This is a genomic window from Hydrogenovibrio sp. 3SP14C1 (assembly GCF_029625905.1).
Taxonomy (GTDB): domain Bacteria; phylum Pseudomonadota; class Gammaproteobacteria; order Thiomicrospirales; family Thiomicrospiraceae; genus Hydrogenovibrio.
In genome coordinates this window covers 180722-199945 of the sequence record NZ_JARTLM010000004.1, presented here as the reverse complement: position 1 = coordinate 199945, position 19224 = coordinate 180722, and the positions used below count along the sequence as shown (strand labels likewise).

Here is a 19224-nt window from a genome sequence, read left to right as displayed (position 1 = left end):
TTTTACATGAAAATTGAAAACCGGATTTATAAGTCACAATTTTGGATTCAGTCCAGCCAAAATTTCATCCAGAAGGAAGGGATGGATGCTGTTACCGTACTCGCTTATGCTTCACTAGTGGGACTGGTTCCTTTTTTAACGGTTATTTTCAGTGTTTTTTCGATGTCTTCCAGCTTTGACTCGATTCAAACCGATGCCATCGATAAAATCATGCACTATTTTCTGCCAGAGTCGACACCGAAAGTTGAGTTTTATCTACGGCAGTTCTCTGAAAAAGCCAGTGAACTTCAGGGAATCGGGATTATGATGATGCTAATTATTGCATTGATCCTGCTATGGACTGTGGATAAAAAAATCAACTTAATGTGGAGTAAACACTTACAACGAAGATGGTGGATAAGTTTGCTGCGCTACTTAGGCGTCAGTATTATTGGTCCTGTTTTATTGGGGATCAGCCTGGTGTTAAGTTCTATATTAGTCGCAGTCCCTATGTTTCCGATGTTACAAGAAGAAACTTGGTTTTTAACCAAGGCACCCATCCTTATTAATATTCTAGGATTTGCTTTTATTTACCACTTTGTGCCGATTCATTCCGTTAAGGTGTTGCATGCATTTATAGGCGCTTTGTTAGCGTCATTAGAATTGGAATTGCTTAAGTTTTTATTTGGTTTATATGTTGTTTGGTTTCCGACAGTCAGTGTTGTTTATGGTGCTTTTGCGGTGATTCCATTATTCTTGTTTTGGCTGTATCTTTTGTGGTTTGTCATTATCTTCAATGCCTCGGTCGTACACCAGCTGACTTTGGATAGGGGGATTGAACTTCCTTGGAATAAAAAAAGAGCCAGTTAGCATTTAACTAAATTAATTTGAAAGAAAATGGCAGCAGCACGGTCTTTTCAGTTAGACATATGGATGTGAATAGCATGAGCCCTTCAACCCCCTTTTTCGAACAATTGGTCAAAGCGTATGCGAGTGATTTGTTTCGTTATGCCTTCTGGCTTTCAAAAGACCGCGATATTGCAGAAGATTTGGTTCAGGAAACGTTTTCTCGCGCATGGAAGTCAATTGATAAGTTAAAAGATGAAAAGGCTGCAAAAGCTTGGCTGATTACTATTTTAAGGCGTGAAAATGCGAGGCGGTTTGAAAAATACCAGCCAGACCTGGTGGAAATAGAAGCAGAACTGATGGCGGATGATGTTCGGTATGAACCGGATGAAAAATTGGAAAAGCAGTTACTGTATCAAGCAATTTTATCATTGGATCCTCAGTTTAAAGAACCTTTAATGTTGCAAGTGCAATGGGGCTTTAGTGGGGAAGAAATCGCTGAGCAGTTAGGGTTGAAATTGGCGACAGTGAATACACGTTTGTTCAGAGCTCGGCAGCAACTGAAAAAAATTCTGACACAAGCTAAGTCAGCAAAAAGTTTGACAGGGTGACATGAAAATGAATGAGTTTGAGTTTCAACAAAAGGTTCAGCAGAATCCTAAGCAACTAGATGCTGACATGCTGGCATTTTTAAAAGAGCACCCCGAAAAAATGGAATGGGTGAAGGCGGCTCGTGTGTTTGATGATCAACTTTCAAGGGCATTGTCTGTTGAGGTGCCAGAAGGGCTTCATGACCGAATTTTACTGAAAAACTCTTTCGAATTGTCCGCGGCTAATGACCGACATTGGCTGAAAAACTTATCCCTTTTTGCAGCTTCTTTTGTAGGGGTGGTTTTTATTTTCAATCTTTGGGTAGCACCTTTAGACAATGATAAAGCTGCGACGTCAGTTCAACTGTCCGGCCAAGCACAGCAGATGGAAGCTGCAATCATTGAACATATTTTTGAGCATGCTAAAGATGCGCCAGAAATTATGCAAAAACACGCTCAAAACTTGCAAGAAACGGAACTTGAAGACATATTTTCAAAAGTGGGGGTGATTTTAAATAAGCCAGTGGAATTTATGAGTTATGCTGGTGAATGCGAGGTAGATGGACAAAAGGGCCTTCATTTAGTGCTGCAAGAAATCGAAGGCCCTGTCACTATTATCGTTTTACCTGGCAAGCGAATACAGTCGATGCAAGCATTTCGAAAAAGTGGCCTGGAGGGGCAAATGATTCCGGTTAATGGTGGGGTGGTTGCAGTTGTTGGTCAATCATTTAAACAACTGGCCAGTGCACAAAAGCATTTCTTTCAGTCGGTCACATTTGGCTGACGCTTATAATGTCTGAATGGCTTTTCGAACCAAGTCGGATGCTTTTTTAAAATCAATTTTACCCGTGAGTTCAAAACAAGGAATCTCTCCCAATAATTCTAGGTAGTCGGCAGGATCTGGTTGGGTTTGGTTGGCTAAAAACACTCTTTTTTCATCGGAATAAAAAGGTCCTGGACTTTTGAGAATGGCTTCCAGAAGTTCTGGAGACTGATTTAAAGAGGTGTGCCTCAATTGTGTGCTTTGTTGGCTGTCTGGTTGCCAATTGAGGATCACAAAAGCATCCAACGCAGCTTCTGCTTTGAAGCAAGCCGAGTGATAAATCTTATTGACGTCGGCGTCATATTTTTCTTCTAGTTGTCTTAGGGTTTCTGTTGGCATCGCCAGCAGTTCTTGCCGGCGCTCTGCAGAGATCAACGAATGTAGACGCTTATTGTGCACGATGGTTCCGGGATTGATTCTCGGTTGTTTAGGAATGCCTCGCATCCTAAAATGCCCAGGCCTGGTCGTTTTTTGCGCATTTAACAGCAGTCGGTCATTGCTGATAAAGTGTTCGCCATACTCCAGTAAATGCAGCATTAATGTGGATTTTCCACCGCCTGATAAGCCTGCAATCGCGATTCCTTTATGATTAATTTCCAGCCCCGCCGCATGTCCAAGTAACCAGCCTTGCCTGAGGTTTTCGTTTAAATACTGCGTTAAAATGAAATTGATGATTTGGTTGGGGTTTTCTTCAACAGGACCGACAGCGGTGGGAGTATCTTCTTTTTGCCAAAATAATACTCCGGTTTTCACTTTATAAATCAAACGTTGGGTTTCATTGGCTTCTTGTATATCAATGAAGCTATCTTTACGTCCGCTTTTACCCGCTTCTCTTTTCCAATCTTGCCATTGAATTCCTCGGTCTATAAATTGGTCGCTTTCATAGGCCTTTATTTTAAGAGAGGGGGCGGTTCTGCTGGGCTTTGAACAAAGAACTGGGTTGAAGTAGGTCTTTAATATTTCCAGTAAAGAGGCGGAGTTTGAACTTATTTCGATGCGAAAGTCTGGCAGTTCAATTGTGATTGAATTGGGAACTAACGCTTCCGAAGCGATGTAATGCTGAAGGTCAGAAATAAGAAAGGAAGGCAAAGTAACTCCTTGGTAAAAATCACTTAGGTTGGGTTTTTGAGGGTTTCAATAACGTAATGGGCATACTGCGTCGCCATATCTAGCCCCAATCCTTCATGGATTCCTTTGAAGCCGCCAAAAGCAGAGACTTCAAAACAGACGGGTCCTTCTTCTGTTTCTGCGATGTCAACCGTGGTATAACTCAAATCAAACTGAGATTGGGCTTTGTGTGCGATTTCAATGATTTCATCAGACGGGTGTGCTTCGGCATATTTCCCCCCGGAATGAATCGTGGTATTCCAACTGTTGCCGGAGGAGACTCGGGCATAAGCGCCTTGATATTCTCCGCCTAAAAAAACCAACCCCATATCTTTTCCAGGTAGTTTGAGCTTTTTTTGTAAATAGAAAAATCCTTGCTTTTCATAATATTGGTTCAATTGCGCTTTGAGTGTTTTTGCCGAGCTTTCACTGTTCAATACTTCCATGCCTCGCGCTTTTGTCGAAAATAAAGGCTTTAGAATCGCTTTGCCAAAAGAGAGGACGCCTTCATACGCCGCTTCAATGTCTTCGGTAATAATGGTGGGTGGCATGGGGATGTTTGCTTTGGCGAGTGAAACCGTACAGCTCATTCGATCAACCAAACGGATGATTTCCTGAGGATTTGAAAAAATTTTGACACCACATTTTTCGACAAAACGTAATATTTCCAAACGGTCAATCACTGCCGGACTGTAGGTCTGAGAGATTTTTTTGATGATGATGCCATCCAACCCGCATAGACAATCCCCTTTATAGCGGACAGACGGTTCGTCTAAGTAAGCGACGACTTTTTCGATATCAATGACCATTCGAAAGCCTGTTTTTGCTTCAATGGCATCGGCAAGCACTTCCGTTGACCATTTACCGGGAATGCCTACAACCCCAATCTTTAAAGATGATGTGTGTTTAATCATGAAATATCTCTTTCGGAATTCGATACGTTAACCGTTCTTCATCCGTTAATCGAATAACTTGTTCTATCAAATAACGACCCCGAAAGTGCATGGATTTCGCATGCTCTTTATCTAAAACAAAACGGGTCGAGCTTAAAAATGAACGACTTAATCCTAAAGCCATTCGTAAGTGGTATGAGGTGTCATCGATGCTTTCGGCATAATCCGATCCAAACTGATAGATGGCTTGCATCATTTGAGCAATGAGTTTTCGAACCTGAGAATCAAAGTTGGACAGTCGATAACAGGAGACCATTAAAACGGAAAGATCCTGTACAAAATCTAAGTATTCAGAGCGATGTAAATCAATGAAGTTGATTTCGTTTTCCAGAGGATCATAAATGATGTTGTCTAAGTTGAAATCGCCATGAATGTAAACAGCAGTGGGGCAACTGAGGGTTTCTTCTATGTGTTCTGCGGCGCTGATCAGTTGTTCTAGTGCTTGATTTTTAACCCCATTGATGCGGACGGTTTGCAGTTTAAAGTCAGGGTGTACATCATAAATGTCATTCAGTCGTTTTTTGAGTTGTCGCATATAGTGTGCCGGATGCACTTCGTTGGATTGTGTTTCTTGCCAGATTTTTTGCAAGGTATTAAATAAAGTGTTTAATGCTGCTTTCAAGGTTTTTCGATCTTTTTCAACCAGTAAGGTTTCAAAGGTATCACCAGTCAAATATTCAAACAGCAGGGCGGCTTTGTTGCCATTTTTATGATAAGAATAAACTTTGGGTGCAATGCCCGGAAAAATTTCGTGCCAGCTTTCAATGCCGGTTTTTTCTTCCTTGAGTTTGGCTTTATCACCTTCCTTAAACACCGCTAACATTTGACCTTCTGATTCTTCGGCATTCATCACACCAGAAATGGTGCAGCCAGACTTGGTTTCTCCCATGGCACGAATGCTTAAGGCATCTTGTTGCGGGCTAAGCTGCAATGCAGTTAAGGTGGCTTCCAGGGAATGGTAGCGATCAATTTGAATCATCTGTCCCATGTTGGCCGAAATAATTCCTTCACCAATTCGAAGCAGCGCTTCGCCCATTTCACTAATGTCTCTTAAGATGAAGCTGGCATTTAAAAGTGCTTCGGTTTGCTGTCCTTTTTTCAAACGTGCTTTATATTTTTCTAATTGTTGGTCACACCGTTTATCAATGTGGACTTTCAGCCGACAGATATCAATGGCCAGGGTTGAACTCTCGGATTCAATTGCGGGTTCAATCAGTTCCAGCCCAATTTGAAGGTCTTTAATGGCTTTAAAAACTGCCTTTTTTCGCAGGAGTTTTAACGCACTGGAAGAGTGTTTTGCTTGGAAGACAATGGCTTGTAATTGTCGAGAAAGTGCTTTGAGACTTTGATTTAAATGCTCATAGCTCTGGACGGTAATTTGGGTTTCTTCATCGTTATTATCTGTCAGATAGACCGATGCACGATTAAGCAGATTGACGTGAATATTGTCGATGTAATCGACTCGTTTTAAGCTGATTTCGGCTGCTTTATGCTCGCCCGTTTCAAAAAACAGATTTACGGCATCCAGTTGTTTCTGAACTTCAATGGTCAGAAAGCGTAAGGGTTCGTAAAGTTCAGAGAGTATCTGCATAAATCAGTATCAGTTCTCGGATTATTTTTTAGGTTTCTTGGGATCAATGAATAATGGTGACTCTTCAAAGTCAGTGCTTTGATCTGAAGACCAGCTGATTTTGATATTCAGTGTTTGACCCTTTTTGGTCTGGTTGGCTTTAATCTTCAAATTAGCCAATTTTTGAGGCGTCAGGATAAAGTCGTCGTCTTCATCACTGAACTCAATAGCGCCTTTTTTAAACCCTTGTGTAATCGCTTTCAGGTAACTGGTAATGGAGTCTTTATCCTGTAAGGATTCATGTTCAAAGTACTTATCTTTTTTTGCCATAGTCGTAACCTTTAGAACGCTTAGTGTTGCTTAAGCTGTTTGGGATGAAATTGTTTTGTTGCAGGAAAATCGCTGCTTAAAGCCGATACCATCCCATCTGAATAGAAAATTGTAACAGCTTCCCCCGGGATTTGTATGTTAGATTTTTTACGACAATTTGCATTTAATTGAGTATCGCATTCAAAATTCAACAACCCTTGACGGATAAAAAGTTGCTGTCCTTTCTTATGGCTTCGGTGTCCATTTACCATGGCGTAGATATTGTTTTGTTTTAAAATGCAGGCGCCTTTTTCGGTTAGCGGCCAGTCATTTTCACGATATTTAGTACGGAAGACATTGCCGAATTCACTGTAATACATTTCAAAAATCTTTCCAGAATGCATGTTGATGCGGAATTGTTGATTTAAGTCATCAATGCTGTGTTGTTTTATTTTTTCGGCAAATCGGTCATCCAGTCCTGCGTGGCTGAAACAATAACTTCCGGCAATATGAATAAGGTCGAGATTTTGGAAGAACCAAGCAAATTCGCCGTCCTTGTCGATAAATAAGCGTTTCGCCATTTGTGCGGCCTGGTAAATCTGTTGGAGTGTCAAGCCTTGCTCAAAACACGCCTGGATAAAATCGTTTTGTTTTTTTTCAATCTGGCGTATCTCTTTCTGAATTTTTTTGAAAGAAAGAACGTTTTTGACTGATTCAGGAAACGCGCTAAACCAACTTTTAGGCGGTAAAAGGGCGGCTTTTATTTCCGCGTCACTTAAAGAACAAGGCGTCATGTCTTGGCCGTATTCATGATAAATTTCGGCAAACAAACTGGCCGTTTTTCGGCCCATCCGAACAAAAAAGTGGGCTTGCCTTGGGTTGTCCATAAAGTCGATGGCCAGCAATCCAGCATAGATACGGATGTCGTGATTGCCCGCGAGTAGAACCAAATTGCAACGGGCCTGTTTGAGTAACCGAATCAATTTGAATAACGCTAGGTTACTGGGGCCTTTGTCAAAACAATCGCCTCCAATAATGATTTGACCATGCATACCTTTGGTGGTGAGCTGAATCGAATCAATCGTACTGTCGAGTGTCACTAGATAGCTCAGTTTCAGTGAGCGCAGAAAGGCTTCAGCATCGGCATGTAGATCACAGAAGAAATAGGTATCTTTATCAGGGGCAAGCCAATGATCCCCAGTCAAAGGTGTCGTGAATTCAGGTTGCCAAGTTATTGCACTGGAAGCATACATTATTTTATCCTCAATCAATTAATGGCGTGTTGATGGTGGTGCGTTTTTTCCATTCGCCAGCAATTTTTTTCCAATGACCGGAGGATGGAGAATATTCAAAAAACAAAGGCGTTGCATGATGCATCGAGAGCTGGGCGATGTCATCAAATTCCAGAATTCCCAACAGGTAAGCAGCGTGGCGAAAAGCAGCCCCATGCCCAACCACAACTTTGACCTGAGATTGGTTGTGCTGAACCCGTTGATTAAAGTGTTGATCAATAACGTTTTTGACTCTTTCCCCAGCTTGCATTAATGATTCTGCTCCTTCACAAGGAAGACAGTAATGACTGTCCGATTTCCAATTTTTGGGCGGAGAAGCAACGCGAGGATCCTGAGAAAGGTAATCTTCTATTTCCTTTATTGTGAGGTTGGTCATAATGCCGACAGATCGCTCATGCAAATCAGGTTCGATATGTACGGTTAATCTATTTAAATGCTCTGACTGTAAAGATGATTGGATAATGTCGGCTGTTTGCCAAGCCCTCAGAGCATTAGAGCATTCTATTTGAGGGCAGAGGGGCAATGTATTTTCAGTCAAGAAAGTCTGTAACTGATAAGCAGCCTTGAGAGATTGTTGTAGCCCAATAGAGGTCAGAGCGCCTGACTGAAGGGCGCTAGGGGTATTCGGTCGCTGATCGTATTCACCATGCCGGATAAAGGCTAATATGTGTCTTGGTAGCTTCATTCAAATAAGTATAAAGAGCCTATTTGAAAGCTAGGTGATAGCGGTGTGACAGTTTTATAACAAAAGAAGAGGGCTTGTTATGAGAACAAGCCCAAAAGTAGGAGGGAATTAAAGCGCAAAGTCGTTGAAATCGTCTTTATCAACGGTTGAGTCAACTTGTCCGACTAAGTAAGAGCTGATTTCGGATTCTTGCGGAGCCACCTGAACATTGTCAGAAACCAACCAGTTGTTCATCCACGGTAAAGGATTACTTTTGTTTTCAAAAATCGGGTTGAGCTTGATCGCTTTGATACGTGTGTTGGTGATGTATTCCACGTAATCTTTAAGAATGCTGGCGTTTAAACCAATCATGGAACCATCTTTAAACAGGTAGTCGGCCCATTCTTTTTCTTGTTCTGCGGCTTCACGGAAAATCTGGTAGGTCTTTTCTTCGTTTTCTTTGGCGATTTCCATCATTTCCGGGTCATCTTTCCCTTCTCGCATGATATTGATTAAATGTTGTGTGCCTGACAAGTGTAAGGCTTCATCACGTGCGATCAGTTTAATGATTTTGGCGTTCCCTTCCATGAGGGAGCGTTCGGCAAATGAGAAACTACAAGCAAAAGAAACATAAAAACGAATGGCTTCTAAAACATTGACTGACACAATGGTTAAGAATAAAGCGGTTTTAATCTCTTTTCTAAAAGCGTCATTTTTTTCGAGGTCAATTTCTTCCGCATACATACGATTTGTTAGGTTAATCAGTTTGTCATAATAAACCGTCACGCTAATAGCGCGTTTGACAATTTCATCATTGGCCACAATATCATCAAAGACCAAAGAGGGGTCTGACACGATGTTGCGGATAATATGTGTGTAGGAACGACTGTGAATGGTTTCTGAGAAAGACCAAGTTTCAATCCAAGTTTCAAGTTCAGGAATGGATACCAGTGGTAATAAGGCTACGTTTGGTGAACGCCCCTGAACAGAATCCAATAACGTTTGGTATTTAAGGTTACTGATGAAAACATGCTTTTCATGTTCGGGTAAATTAGCATATTCGCCGCGATCCGAAGATAAATCGATTTCTTCAGGTCGCCAGAAAAAACTGAGTTGTTTTTCAATCAACTTTTCAAAAATGGGATGTTTTTGTTGGTCATAGCGTGCGACATTAACGTTTTGGCCAAAGAACATAGGTTCTTTTAAAGCGTTATTAGAAGAACGGCAAAAAGTTGAATAGGTATGTTTTTCGTTACAGCTCATAGGACAATTTTCCTGAAAAATAGCAAATTTTAAGGTTACGTCAACCGTTGGTTCAGTTTCATAATAGGTGAAAATTGTATCTTATTTTTGAGCTCGTTGAGATACGTTTTCTAAGAGTTTTTTTATAGCATTATTATTGTTGGTATAAATCGATGGGGATTGTGTTTGGGTTTTGATAGCTTTTTAAGATGACTTTATCGATAATGAGATGAGGTTTGGAAATCCGCCTGTGAAAAGGTTGAATTTATGCAACAGAAACAAGCGTTAATGTGGTTAAAAGGTCGGCGTGTCATTGTCTGCGATACCGACCCAGTCCGGTTGAAACGAATGTGTACGTTTTTTGAAGGGTGTGGCGTCAATGTACTTGCGTTGAAAACGGCAGAAGAAGTGATTGCAGAGATTGAAAAACACCATTATTCAACCCATCGGATTTATTTAGCGGTGTTGATTGATCAGTCGCTCGCGAAAGCCGCCGCAAAGGTTTGGGGGCAGGTGACTCATGAAAATCCGACGATTTTAACCACGCCGGTGGTTTTAATGAGAAAAGAAAGTGACTTGCCAGAAGTTCAGTCTTTGATTGATAAAGGCTATTTTAAATACCAACTCGATCAGTCTCCGTCATCCAAAGCCTTATTACGATTGCTCATCAGTTTAAATCGATGGAAAAAATGGCAAAAAGAACTTTCGAGCCGGCCACACCCCAGCGTTTCTTTAAAACGCTGAGAGTATAGCGTTGGTGCCTTAATCGTTGAGTAGAGCTTCCAGTGTTTCCCAGCGTTCAAATGCCGATTCAAGCTCAGATTCACAAGTATTCAAGCGGTCTATGACCGCTTGGGTATTGTCTTGCTGATAAAATTCCGGCGCACTCATTTGTTCATTTAAGGCTTCCAACTCTTGTTCTAACGTTTCAATTTGTTGCGGAAGCGCATCATATTCACGTTGGTCTTTATAACTCAACTTTTTAGGTTTTTTAGGTGCACTTGCTGCCTCTCCAGTAGCTGAATTGTCGCCAGGCCTGGTTGTTTTTGACGCTGTCTTTTCTTGTTTTTCCAGCGTCGCGGCCTGGGCTAAATGATCAGGTCTCTGACGTAGCCAGTCATCATATCCACCAATATATTCATTCACGACACCTGGGGCATCGAACACGATGGAACTGGTTGCGACGCTGTTTAAGAATGCACGGTCATGGCTGACAATCAAAACAGTGCCTGGGTAATCGAGTAATAACTCTTCAAGTAACTCAAGTGTTTCGATATCCAAGTCGTTGGTCGGTTCATCCAAAATCAACAAATTAGACGGTTTAGAGAATACGCGAGCGAGCAATAATCGGTTACGTTCCCCTCCAGATAAGGCCTTGACTTGTTGTCTGGCTCGCTCCGGGCTAAATAGGAAGTCAGACAGGTAACTCATAATATGCTTACGGTGCCCATTGATTTCGACATAATCGGATTCTTCAAGCACGCTTTCGACCACCACTTTGTTTTCGTCCAACTGATCTCGGTGTTGATCAAAATAAGCGATTTGAATATTGGTACCCAGTTTGACCGAACCAGACTGGGGTTCAAGCTTGCCAAGTAGGAGTTTTAGCAGGGTTGATTTACCACACCCATTGGCACCAATAATCCCGACCTTGTCCCCTCGTAAAATCATGGTTGAGAAGTCTTCGATAACGGTTTGGTTCGGCCAAGCAAAAGTGAGGTCCTCAACTTCAATGACTTGTTTACCTGAATTACCACCTTGGTTGAATTGAAGATTGGCTTTACCTTGTTGTGAACGTCGTGCTTTATGTTCTTCTCGAAGCTTTTCTAATGCTCGGACGCGACCTTCATTGCGGGTGCGGCGTGCTTTGATGCCCTGTCGAATCCAAACCTCTTCTTGTGCGAGTTTTTTATCAAACTCGGCATTGGTTTTTGCTTCGGATTCCAGTTGAGCTTGTTTACGTTCTAAATACGTCTTGTAATCACACTCCCAATTATGTAACTGCCCACGGTCCACTTCAACAATGCGCGTCGCAAGTGCTTGCAAGAAAGAGCGGTCATGGGTGATAAAAATTAAGCTGCACTGCAAATTTTTGAGGAAATCTTCCAGCCACTGAATGGACGGAATGTCCAAATGGTTAGTTGGTTCGTCTAATAACAGAATGTCGGGGTTTTGGATCAATGCTTGTGCTAATAGAACTCGACGTTTCATCCCGCCGGAAAGTGCTGAGAATTCGGCATCGGCTGGTAAAGACAGTTTGGAGATAATGGTCTCTACTTTTTGATTGAGGTCCCACCCATCTTGTGCATCGATGGCCTGTTGCGCTTTGGTCATTTGCGACATCAGTTGGTCGGTGTAATTTTCTGAGATGGCGTGACTGAGGCGATGAAACTCTTCAATGTGATGACCGATATCACCCAGCCCTAAGGCAATAATGTGGAAAACACTGCCCGATAAATCGTTGGGGACTTCTTGTTGCAGTTTGGCGATTTTCACGCCATCTTGCACAATGCGGGTTCCGTCATCTGCATGAACACTTCCTTCAATGACTTTCAGCAGGGTCGACTTTCCTTCTCCATTTCGTCCTACGATACAGACGCGTTCATTGGGTTCGACTTTAAAGGAAACTTTATTGAAAAGGGTATGAGTTCCATAACTCAAGGACGTGTCGCGCAAGAAAAGCAAAGCCATAAAATTCGATATCTTTTGGTTGAGGGTTCATTTGGACTAAGCCGTTCAATTGACGGTTAGTGAGTGTCTGTTTGGGGCAGAATTTTATCTAGGGATTCGTCGGTTATTTTACCACGTAAGTATCCGAGACATCTTTTACCCTGGAGCAGGGTATTTTATCGTTATTTTCTGAGGTTGCAATATAACGAGTGAAATCAATTTAATCAGTTCGCTTTGAGAAAAGGCAGGATGGGTTTTTTAGTCTCTAACGTTTGACCATGTCTACACAAAGAATAATGTTTCCACTGGATTGGATTTCTCTGGTTTTGATGTTGGCATAAGAGCATTGGTCCCAAAATTCCAGGACGGCTAAGGTCTTTTCGGGAGAGCTTTTCCATAAATTAAATAAAATTCGGCCAGAGGGAGAGACTAGGCTGAGTAATTGGGATAGAAATGCCTCTTCAGTAAAGGCCCAAGGCATACTTTCGTTGTCATACAAATCTACAATAATCAGATTGTATTGTTGAGGGGAGTGTTGCACAAAGGCTTGGGCATCTGCTTGAATGGTCTCGATTTGAGGCGTCTCTGGCAAATAAAAATAACGATAGGCAATCTGAATGACCGCTTCACGTAGTTCAACTAATGTTTGTTGGCAGTTTGGTAGAACACTATGCAGTTGGCTTGCCAGGCTGCCGCCGCCTAACCCCAGCATTAAAATAGACTGAACGCGAGAGGAATGTGCCTTTTCTAACGCATCTTCCAGCAAGCAAGCCTGATACTCAAACGCCAATGTGAGAGGGGCGTTGAAATAGTAACGGCTTTGTTCTACCAGAGAATCAAAATAGAGACTTCGGGTGATGTCATTATCAACAACTTGGATTAAACCAAATTCATCACGTGCACTATACGTTATGGAACCGTTGGGATGTTTTGCCATAGAAAAACGAGACTACTGACTCAGCCACCAGAGACGGGCTTTTAACCCTAAGCTAGTGGAATAGCCGACTTCAACAAACTCAATCTTCCCTTCGGGGCCGATAATAAAGGTTGCGGGGACGGCTCGTGCGCCAAACTGTTTCATTAAGGTTCCGTCAAAATCATTAACGATGATGTCGGCATTCATATTATGAACATTGGCATACGTTAACAAACCTTCATCATCGTTGGATTGAGTGGCAATGTTAATGACTGCGTAATCTTTAGCGATGGCTTCGATGCCATCGCGCTCAAACTCACAAATCGGGCACCAGGTTGCCCAAAAGTGAACCATCACTGGTTTTCCTTGATAATCTTTTAAATGAATGGCCTTTCCAGTAATGGATTCGGTTTGCAGTGTCGGGGCGACACCTTCAGCGACATCTCCTTGCATAAAAGGGCGAATGGCAAGATACAGGGCGATAAAGAAAACGGCTGTGAGCAGGTTTTTGACCCAGTTGCGCTGTAAGTAAGGCAATGGTGCATTCGTTTCTGAATCCTCTTTTTGAGAAGGCGGCGGTGTTGAAGACGGTTTTTTCATGTAAATAAATAACTCATTTTTTGAATTTTGTACTGGGAAACAGTATCTTTAGCGCAAATCATAACAAAGGATGGGGTATGGAAGCAGATTTTTGGCATCAAATGTGGCGCAGTGGACGAGTTGGATTTCATCAGTCAAATGTGAATGCCTTTTTAGCAACGTATTGGGAAAAATTAAACTTAGAAGGTCACGAGCAAGTCTTAGTGCCTTTGTGTGGCAAATCGTTGGATATGCTCTGGTTATCACAACAAGGTCATGCCGTTTTGGGTGTGGAGTTAAACAAACCGGCGCTGCAAGCATTTTTATCTGAGCATAATCTGCAGGCAACTTCCATACAGCATCCCCTTTTTTCTGGTTATGAAGTAGAAGACATGACTTTGCTTTGCGGTGATTTCTTTGATTTATCGGCAGAAGATTGTGCGTCCGTTAAGGCGGTTTATGATCGAGCTGCTTTGGTTGCATTGCCTTTGAAAATGCGTCAGCAATATGCCATGCATTTGAAAACCATTTTGGCACCGGACGTGCCTATTTTTTTGATTGCGATGGATTATGATCAATCTTTGCAATCAGGACCGCCATTTGCGGTGTCTGAATCAGAGGTCAAAGACTTATTTGGAGACATGTTCGATATCGAAAAAATTGACTCGGAGATCTTTGAGCGAAAAGGAGTTCAAACGACGGAGAGTGTGTTTGTGTTGACCTCTAAATCATAACTTATTAAGGCATGATTTCGTTAAAGTTTTCAAAGCTCGGAAAGCCCTTAGGATCAATTTTTTCCATCTTGGGGCTGACATGCACGGCAGCCAATTGATAACGGATTCCATAATCCGAAGCGGATTGTAAAGCCTGTAAATTATCATCAATTAGCAACGTTGTGGTTGGGTTATATCCAAACTTATTTTCAATTTCTTGCCATAACGCTTCATTTTCTTTCGGCATACCAAAGTCATGTGAGGAAATCATTTCATCGAAATAATTACCAATTTCGGTCATTTCCAGCTTGATCGCCAAGCTGTCTCGGTGGGCATTCGTCACCATAACAACGTCTTTGCCTAAAGTTCGTAAACGTTGTAAAAACGTAATCACTTCAGGGTGTGCTTGGATCATGTGTTTCAATTCATGTTTAAGTTCGGTAATCGGTAAATCGAGTTGTTCTGTCCAGTAATCCAAACAGTACCAATTTAGAGTGCCTTGTTGCGAATGAATTTTAGCTCTGATGATTTTGTTGGCTTCTTCTAGCGCAATATGATTTTGTTTTGCGTACATTTGTGGAACGTATTCCATCCAAAAATGCCAGTCAAAATGCAGGTCTAGTAAGGTGCCGTCCATATCTAATAGCACTGTTTCAATGTCTTGCCATGGAATTTCTAGGCCTTGTGGGGTGGGATTAATTCGCATTTTGACTCCTATTTTCGTATTATTCTTTTTATGAAAAAGAAAAAAACGCCCGTTATTCTAACGAAAAAAGAACTGGCTAACACGCGTATTTTTACCGTGGAAGGCTTGGATATTGTCTATGGAAATGATACACAAGTTCAATTTGAACGATTAGTGAGCTCTGTCCATGGTGCTGTTTTAATTGTACCGATTATGGATGACTGCTTGGTGCTGATTCGAGAATATGCGGCAGGGGTTGAACGCTATGAACTAGGGTTTCCAAAGGGCAAGATTGATCCAGGGGAGACTTGGGAGCAAACTGTGCTTCGCGAAAGCCAAGAGGAAATTGGGTTGTTACCGGCCGAAATTGTTTTAATGGATTCCGTGACCCTCGCCGCAGGCTATATGTCTCATCAAACACATTTGGTTTTGGCGACAGATTTGTCTCCTAGCGAAGCAGAGGGCGATGAACCTGAACCTCTAGAAGTTGTGCACTGGCCGGTTAAAGATTGGCCAGCGTTGTTGGCGCATCCAGAGTTTTCAGAAGGTCGTGCTTATGCGGCTTTAATGTTGACATTGCAGCATTTAAAACACATTTGATAAATGCCTTTTGGGCATTTAGTTGACATAAAAAAACCGCCAGGCCTGGCGGTTTTTAAGGAAAAGTCGAAAATTAAGCGTCCTGCATGAAACTGTCAATGCGATCCAACGCATTAATTAAGTTGACCATGCTGGTTGCGAATGAAATACGCAAGTGACCTTCGGCACCAAAACCAGAACCTGGTACCGCCGCCACATCAACCTCTTCCAAAATCGCGGTCGCAAAATCAGCATCCGTTTTATAGCCTTTTTGCTTCATCGCGTCTTTTACATCCATAAAGGCATAGAAAGCGCCAGCGGCAGGAATGCATTTGAATCCCGGGATTTCGTTGATGCGTTCCACCACAAAGGCATGGCGTTTTTTAAATTCTGTCAACATGGTCTGGATGCATTCCTGTGGACCATTAAGGGCTTCAGTGGATGCCGCTTGTGAAATTGAACATGGATTTGACGTGCTTTGAGACTGAACTTTACGCATGGCAGCGATAAGGTCTTTAGGGCCGCCTGCATATCCAATGCGCCAGCCGGTCATAGAGTAGGCTTTAGAAACACCATTCATGACGACGGTTCTATCGGTTAGCTCTGGGCAGACTTCTAGAATATTAGTGAAAGGGATGTCGTTCAGCAGGATGTGTTCATACATGTCATCTGATGCAATAACGATTTCTGGGTATTGCTTTAAGACCTCGCCTAATGCTTTAAGCTCATCCGCAGTGTAAACTGCTCCAGTCGGGTTAGACGGACTGTTAATCACCACCATTTTGGTTTTAGGGGTGATGGCCGATTCTAATTGCTGTGGCGTGATTTTAAAGCCCTGCTGAATATCGGCTTCGATGATGATTGGCTCGCCGCCTGCCAAAAGTGCCATGTCAGGGTAAGAAACCCAGTACGGGGCAGGGATGACCACTTCATCACCTTCGTTTAATAGCCCTTGGCACAAGTTGTAGAAACTTTGTTTACCACCTGATGAGACCAATATTTGGTCCATACCGTAAGTGAGATTATTGTCGCGTTTGAATTTTGCAATAACCGCTTCTTTTAATTCGGGTGTCCCATCAACAGGTGTATAGCGCGTTTGACCATTTTGAATTGCGCTGATACCCGCCGCTTTAATGTGATCTGGAGTATCGAAATCAGGCTCGCCCGCACCTAAGCTGATGATATCTTTCCCGGCTCTTTTCAGCTCTGCCGCTTTGGCAGAGATGACTAAAGTCAGAGAGGGTTTTACTCGATTAACGCGATTAGACAATCTGGACATAATGTAAGGGTCTCATTCATGTTTTGGATTGCTTCACAGTTTAATTGTGTATGAACAGTGAAATAGAGTTATTACTTCACGAAATACACGGTTTTGTTCTGTTCAGCTCTCAGGTAAAATGTTTCAGTTATTTTACAACCAAATGGGCTTTTTTTTAAGAGAAAATTCGGTAACTTTGGCGCAAAACGTCAAATAAGTAGGCATAATTAGCACAAGTATTGATTTTCAAAGACAAATGTATGTTTTTCGCAGCATTTATAAGGGTTAGAAACACGTTACTATGGCAAAAAAATTTGAAATCGTCTCTCAGTATCAGCCCGCAGGTGACCAACCTGTTGCCATTGAGCAATTGGTAGAGGGCTTAGAAGACGGTGAAGCTTTTCAAACCTTACTCGGGGTGACTGGGTCTGGTAAGACCTTTACCATGGCAAACGTGATCGCCAGTGTGCAAAGACCTACCATTATCCTGGCGCATAACAAAACGTTGGCGGCACAGCTTTATGGCGAAATGAAAAGTTTCTTCCCGCATAACGCTGTGGAATATTTTGTCTCTTACTATGATTATTATCAGCCGGAAGCCTACGTTCCGGCTTCAGATACGTATATCTCCAAGGATTCATCTGTCAATGAACAGATCGAGCAATTGCGACTGTCTGCCACTAAAGCTTTGATGGAACGAAAGGATGTGGTCTTAATTGCAACGGTTTCTGCGATTTACGGACTGGGGGATCCCGATCAGTATTTGAAGATGATTTTGCAGTTACGTTTGGGTGATACGATTACACAGCGTGATGTTCTGCAGAAATTAACCACGATGCAATACACTCGTAATGATGTCGAGCTGTGGCGAGGCTGTTTTCGGGTGCGAGGGGATGTGATTGATGTTTTTCCTGCGGAAGCTGAGGAATATGCGATTCGTATTGAACTTTTTGATGATGAGGTTGACTCGTTAGCTTGGTTTGACCCGTTAACGGGAGAGGTGTTAACTCGCCCAACTCGAATTACGGTGTATCCAAAGTCGCATTATGTGACCCCGAAAGAACGCGTATTGCAAACGATTGAACAGGTAAAAGTTGAATTGGTCAGTCGTTTAGAAGAGTTGCGCAGCCAAAATAAATTGGTTGAAGCCCAACGCTTGGAAGAGCGGACGCGTTTGGATATTGAGATGATGTCTGAGCTAGGGTATTGTTCCGGGATAGAAAATTACTCTCGTTATCTTTCTGGTAGAGCTTCTGGCGAACCGCCTCCGACCTTACTGGATTATTTACCTAAAAACGCATTGATGTTTATTGATGAAAGTCACGTGACCATTCCTCAGATTGGCGGGATGTATAAAGGGGATCGTTCTCGTAAAGAAAATCTGGTCACTTTCGGCTTCCGGTTGCCTTCTGCAATGGATAACCGTCCAATGCGGTTTGACGAATTTGAAAAAATTATGCCGCAGACTATTTTTGTGTCAGCCACACCCGGAAATTATGAGGCAGAGCACCAGTCTAAAATTGTCGAGCAAGTGGTTCGTCCAACAGGATTGTTAGACCCCGTTTTAGAGGTTCGCCCAGCACTTACTCAAGTGGATGATCTACTCGGAGAGATCGGATTGCGCGCTGATAAGAAAGAACGTGTTTTGGTGACGACCTTAACCAAGCGGATGGCAGAGAATTTGACTGAGTATCTCGAAGAACACAATGTGCGAGTCCGTTATTTGCACTCCGATATTGATACTGTTGAGCGCATCGAAATCATCCGTGATCTGCGATTGGGCGAATTTGATGTGTTGGTGGGGATCAACTTGCTTAGAGAAGGGTTGGATATTCCAGAAGTGTCGTTAGTCGCAATTTTAGATGCTGATAAAGAAGGGTTTTTGCGCTCTGATCGTTCGTTGATTCAGACCATTGGCCGTGCCGCTAGAAACGTGGCAGGCAAAGCCATTCTGTATGCCGATAAAATTACCAAGTCAATGCAGAAAGCGATTGATGAGACAGAAAGACGCCGTGCAAAACAAATAGAGCACAATACAGAAAAAGGCATTACGCCGCAGAAATTGAATAAAAAAATAACGGATATTTTAGAAGATTCACCTTATGCGCCGAAGCCGGGTGCTTCAGCTGCAAAACTGAAAGCAGCAGAGACTGAAGGCGGCTATTCTCAGCGTGAGATGCAGCGTATGACACCGGCGCAATTAGCCTCTGAAATCAAGCGAATAGAAAAGCAAATGTATCAAGCCGCAAAGGATTTAGACTTTGAATTGGCCGCAAAATTGCGTGATGATCTAAAAGGGTTAAAAAGTTCTATGGTTGGTGTGGGTGATTTGCGTTAAAATAGATTGGTTTTTAGATTAAAGTGCATGCTGAACCTCTTATAATAAGTGGTTGATTTAAAAGGTGTGTTATTGTGAAAATGTATAAAGTTGTTCTAACACACTCGTCTG

At 42.4% G+C, this 19224-nt stretch carries 19 protein-coding genes; 7 read left to right on the top strand and 12 right to left on the bottom strand.

Going from position 1 to position 19224, the window contains the following annotated elements:
- The first annotated feature begins 6 nt into the window (after positions 1-6).
- The 3 genes from P8629_RS04915 to P8629_RS04905 all read left to right on the top strand — a co-directional run bounded on the left by P8629_RS04915 (position 7) and on the right by P8629_RS04905 (position 2199).
- Entirely contained in the window at positions 7-849 is an 843-nt protein-coding gene (locus tag P8629_RS04915; RefSeq protein WP_278165005.1) for a YihY family inner membrane protein, read from the top strand.
- 74 nt (positions 850-923) lie between these two features.
- Positions 924-1436 carry a sigma-70 family RNA polymerase sigma factor gene (locus P8629_RS04910; protein WP_278165004.1) on the top strand — a complete coding sequence of 171 codons (513 nt, stop codon included), beginning with the start codon at positions 924-926 and terminating at the stop codon, positions 1434-1436.
- A gap of 7 nt (positions 1437-1443) precedes the next feature.
- Positions 1444-2199, top strand: a complete 756-nt coding sequence (locus tag P8629_RS04905; RefSeq protein WP_278165003.1) for a DUF3379 family protein — start codon at positions 1444-1446, stop codon at positions 2197-2199.
- Between the two features lie 3 nt (positions 2200-2202).
- Here the strand turns inward: P8629_RS04905 and P8629_RS04900 are convergent, their stop codons facing one another.
- The 7 genes from P8629_RS04900 to nrdB form a co-directional block, all read right to left on the bottom strand.
- The gene (locus P8629_RS04900) at positions 2203-3327 is read right to left on the bottom strand and encodes an HprK-related kinase B (protein WP_278165002.1); all 1125 of its coding nucleotides are present in this window, start codon (positions 3325-3327) and stop codon (positions 2203-2205) included.
- Between the two features lie 23 nt (positions 3328-3350).
- Positions 3351-4259 carry a GAK system ATP-grasp enzyme gene (locus P8629_RS04895; protein ID WP_278165001.1) on the bottom strand — a complete coding sequence of 303 codons (909 nt, stop codon included), beginning with the start codon at positions 4257-4259 and terminating at the stop codon, positions 3351-3353.
- Entirely contained in the window at positions 4252-5889 is a 1638-nt protein-coding gene (locus P8629_RS04890; protein ID WP_278165000.1) for a phosphotransferase, read from the bottom strand. The genes P8629_RS04895 and P8629_RS04890 overlap by 8 nt, the downstream gene beginning before the upstream one ends.
- A gap of 21 nt (positions 5890-5910) precedes the next feature.
- The gene (locus tag P8629_RS04885; protein ID WP_278164999.1) at positions 5911-6198 is read right to left on the bottom strand and encodes an amphi-Trp domain-containing protein; all 288 of its coding nucleotides are present in this window, start codon (positions 6196-6198) and stop codon (positions 5911-5913) included.
- 20 nt (positions 6199-6218) lie between these two features.
- Positions 6219-7430, bottom strand: a complete 1212-nt coding sequence (locus P8629_RS04880) for a hypothetical protein (RefSeq protein ID WP_278164998.1) — start codon at positions 7428-7430, stop codon at positions 6219-6221.
- Positions 7431-7440: 10 nt separating this feature from the next.
- Positions 7441-8154 carry a histidine phosphatase family protein gene (locus P8629_RS04875; protein ID WP_278164997.1) on the bottom strand — a complete coding sequence of 238 codons (714 nt, stop codon included), beginning with the start codon at positions 8152-8154 and terminating at the stop codon, positions 7441-7443.
- 108 nt (positions 8155-8262) lie between these two features.
- Complete coding sequence (gene nrdB, locus P8629_RS04870; protein WP_278164996.1) at positions 8263-9396, bottom strand: class Ia ribonucleoside-diphosphate reductase subunit beta; 1134 nt, start codon at positions 9394-9396, stop codon at positions 8263-8265.
- Positions 9397-9642: 246 nt separating this feature from the next.
- On the opposite strand from nrdB, the gene P8629_RS04865 reads away from it, so the two are divergent.
- Complete coding sequence (locus P8629_RS04865) at positions 9643-10119, top strand: hypothetical protein (protein WP_278164995.1); 477 nt, start codon at positions 9643-9645, stop codon at positions 10117-10119.
- An 18-nt stretch (positions 10120-10137) separates the two neighbouring features.
- On the opposite strand, the gene P8629_RS04860 is transcribed toward P8629_RS04865, so the two are convergent.
- The 3 genes from P8629_RS04860 to P8629_RS04850 form a co-directional block, all read right to left on the bottom strand.
- Positions 10138-12066 (bottom strand): ATP-binding cassette domain-containing protein, encoded by a 1929-nt coding sequence (locus P8629_RS04860; RefSeq protein WP_278164993.1) that lies wholly within the window; start codon positions 12064-12066, stop codon positions 10138-10140.
- Positions 12067-12310: 244 nt separating this feature from the next.
- Entirely contained in the window at positions 12311-12982 is a 672-nt protein-coding gene (locus P8629_RS04855) for a spermidine synthase (RefSeq protein WP_278164991.1), read from the bottom strand.
- A gap of 12 nt (positions 12983-12994) precedes the next feature.
- Positions 12995-13561 (bottom strand): redoxin domain-containing protein, encoded by a 567-nt coding sequence (locus tag P8629_RS04850; protein ID WP_278164989.1) that lies wholly within the window; start codon positions 13559-13561, stop codon positions 12995-12997.
- A 77-nt stretch (positions 13562-13638) separates the two neighbouring features.
- On the opposite strand from P8629_RS04850, the gene tmpT reads away from it, so the two are divergent.
- Complete coding sequence (gene tmpT / locus P8629_RS04845) at positions 13639-14274, top strand: thiopurine S-methyltransferase (RefSeq protein ID WP_278164987.1); 636 nt, start codon at positions 13639-13641, stop codon at positions 14272-14274.
- Between the two features lie 4 nt (positions 14275-14278).
- Here tmpT and yrfG read toward each other — a convergent pair whose 3' ends face one another.
- The gene (gene yrfG / locus P8629_RS04840; RefSeq protein ID WP_278164985.1) at positions 14279-14959 is read right to left on the bottom strand and encodes a GMP/IMP nucleotidase; all 681 of its coding nucleotides are present in this window, start codon (positions 14957-14959) and stop codon (positions 14279-14281) included.
- Positions 14960-14989: 30 nt separating this feature from the next.
- Here yrfG and nudE point away from each other — a divergent pair, with 30 nt between their 5' ends.
- A complete protein-coding gene (nudE, locus tag P8629_RS04835; RefSeq protein WP_278164983.1) occupies positions 14990-15538 on the top strand; it encodes an ADP compounds hydrolase NudE in 549 nt (182 codons plus the stop codon).
- 73 nt (positions 15539-15611) lie between these two features.
- Here the strand turns inward: nudE and P8629_RS04830 are convergent, their stop codons facing one another.
- The gene (locus P8629_RS04830) at positions 15612-16796 is read right to left on the bottom strand and encodes a pyridoxal phosphate-dependent aminotransferase (protein ID WP_278164981.1); all 1185 of its coding nucleotides are present in this window, start codon (positions 16794-16796) and stop codon (positions 15612-15614) included.
- 280 nt (positions 16797-17076) lie between these two features.
- On the opposite strand from P8629_RS04830, the gene uvrB reads away from it, so the two are divergent.
- Positions 17077-19113, top strand: a complete 2037-nt coding sequence (uvrB, locus tag P8629_RS04825) for an excinuclease ABC subunit UvrB (protein ID WP_278164979.1) — start codon at positions 17077-17079, stop codon at positions 19111-19113.
- Positions 19114-19224: the final 111 nt, after the last annotated feature.

What these genes read in the sequence shown, in the direction of transcription:
- P8629_RS04915 (WP_278165005.1), top strand. Translation starts at nt 7, where the DNA reads ATGAAAATTGAAAACCGGATTTATAAGTCACAATTTTGGATTCAGTCC.
- P8629_RS04910 (WP_278165004.1), top strand. Translation starts at nt 924, where the DNA reads ATGAGCCCTTCAACCCCCTTTTTCGAACAATTGGTCAAAGCGTATGCG.
- P8629_RS04905 (WP_278165003.1), top strand. Translation starts at nt 1,444, where the DNA reads ATGAATGAGTTTGAGTTTCAACAAAAGGTTCAGCAGAATCCTAAGCAA.
- P8629_RS04895 (WP_278165001.1), bottom strand. Translation starts at nt 4,259, where the DNA reads ATGATTAAACACACATCATCTTTAAAGATTGGGGTTGTAGGCATTCCC.
- P8629_RS04890 (WP_278165000.1), bottom strand. Translation starts at nt 5,889, where the DNA reads ATGCAGATACTCTCTGAACTTTACGAACCCTTACGCTTTCTGACCATT.
- P8629_RS04885 (WP_278164999.1), bottom strand. Translation starts at nt 6,198, where the DNA reads ATGGCAAAAAAAGATAAGTACTTTGAACATGAATCCTTACAGGATAAA.
- P8629_RS04880 (WP_278164998.1), bottom strand. Translation starts at nt 7,430, where the DNA reads ATGTATGCTTCCAGTGCAATAACTTGGCAACCTGAATTCACGACACCT.
- P8629_RS04875 (WP_278164997.1), bottom strand. Translation starts at nt 8,154, where the DNA reads ATGAAGCTACCAAGACACATATTAGCCTTTATCCGGCATGGTGAATAC.
- nrdB (WP_278164996.1), bottom strand. Translation starts at nt 9,396, where the DNA reads ATGAGCTGTAACGAAAAACATACCTATTCAACTTTTTGCCGTTCTTCT.
- P8629_RS04865 (WP_278164995.1), top strand. Translation starts at nt 9,643, where the DNA reads ATGCAACAGAAACAAGCGTTAATGTGGTTAAAAGGTCGGCGTGTCATT.
- P8629_RS04860 (WP_278164993.1), bottom strand. Translation starts at nt 12,066, where the DNA reads ATGGCTTTGCTTTTCTTGCGCGACACGTCCTTGAGTTATGGAACTCAT.
- P8629_RS04855 (WP_278164991.1), bottom strand. Translation starts at nt 12,982, where the DNA reads ATGGCAAAACATCCCAACGGTTCCATAACGTATAGTGCACGTGATGAA.
- P8629_RS04850 (WP_278164989.1), bottom strand. Translation starts at nt 13,561, where the DNA reads ATGAAAAAACCGTCTTCAACACCGCCGCCTTCTCAAAAAGAGGATTCA.
- tmpT (WP_278164987.1), top strand. Translation starts at nt 13,639, where the DNA reads ATGGAAGCAGATTTTTGGCATCAAATGTGGCGCAGTGGACGAGTTGGA.
- yrfG (WP_278164985.1), bottom strand. Translation starts at nt 14,959, where the DNA reads ATGCGAATTAATCCCACCCCACAAGGCCTAGAAATTCCATGGCAAGAC.
- nudE (WP_278164983.1), top strand. Translation starts at nt 14,990, where the DNA reads ATGAAAAAGAAAAAAACGCCCGTTATTCTAACGAAAAAAGAACTGGCT.
- P8629_RS04830 (WP_278164981.1), bottom strand. Translation starts at nt 16,796, where the DNA reads ATGTCCAGATTGTCTAATCGCGTTAATCGAGTAAAACCCTCTCTGACT.
- uvrB (WP_278164979.1), top strand. Translation starts at nt 17,077, where the DNA reads ATGGCAAAAAAATTTGAAATCGTCTCTCAGTATCAGCCCGCAGGTGAC.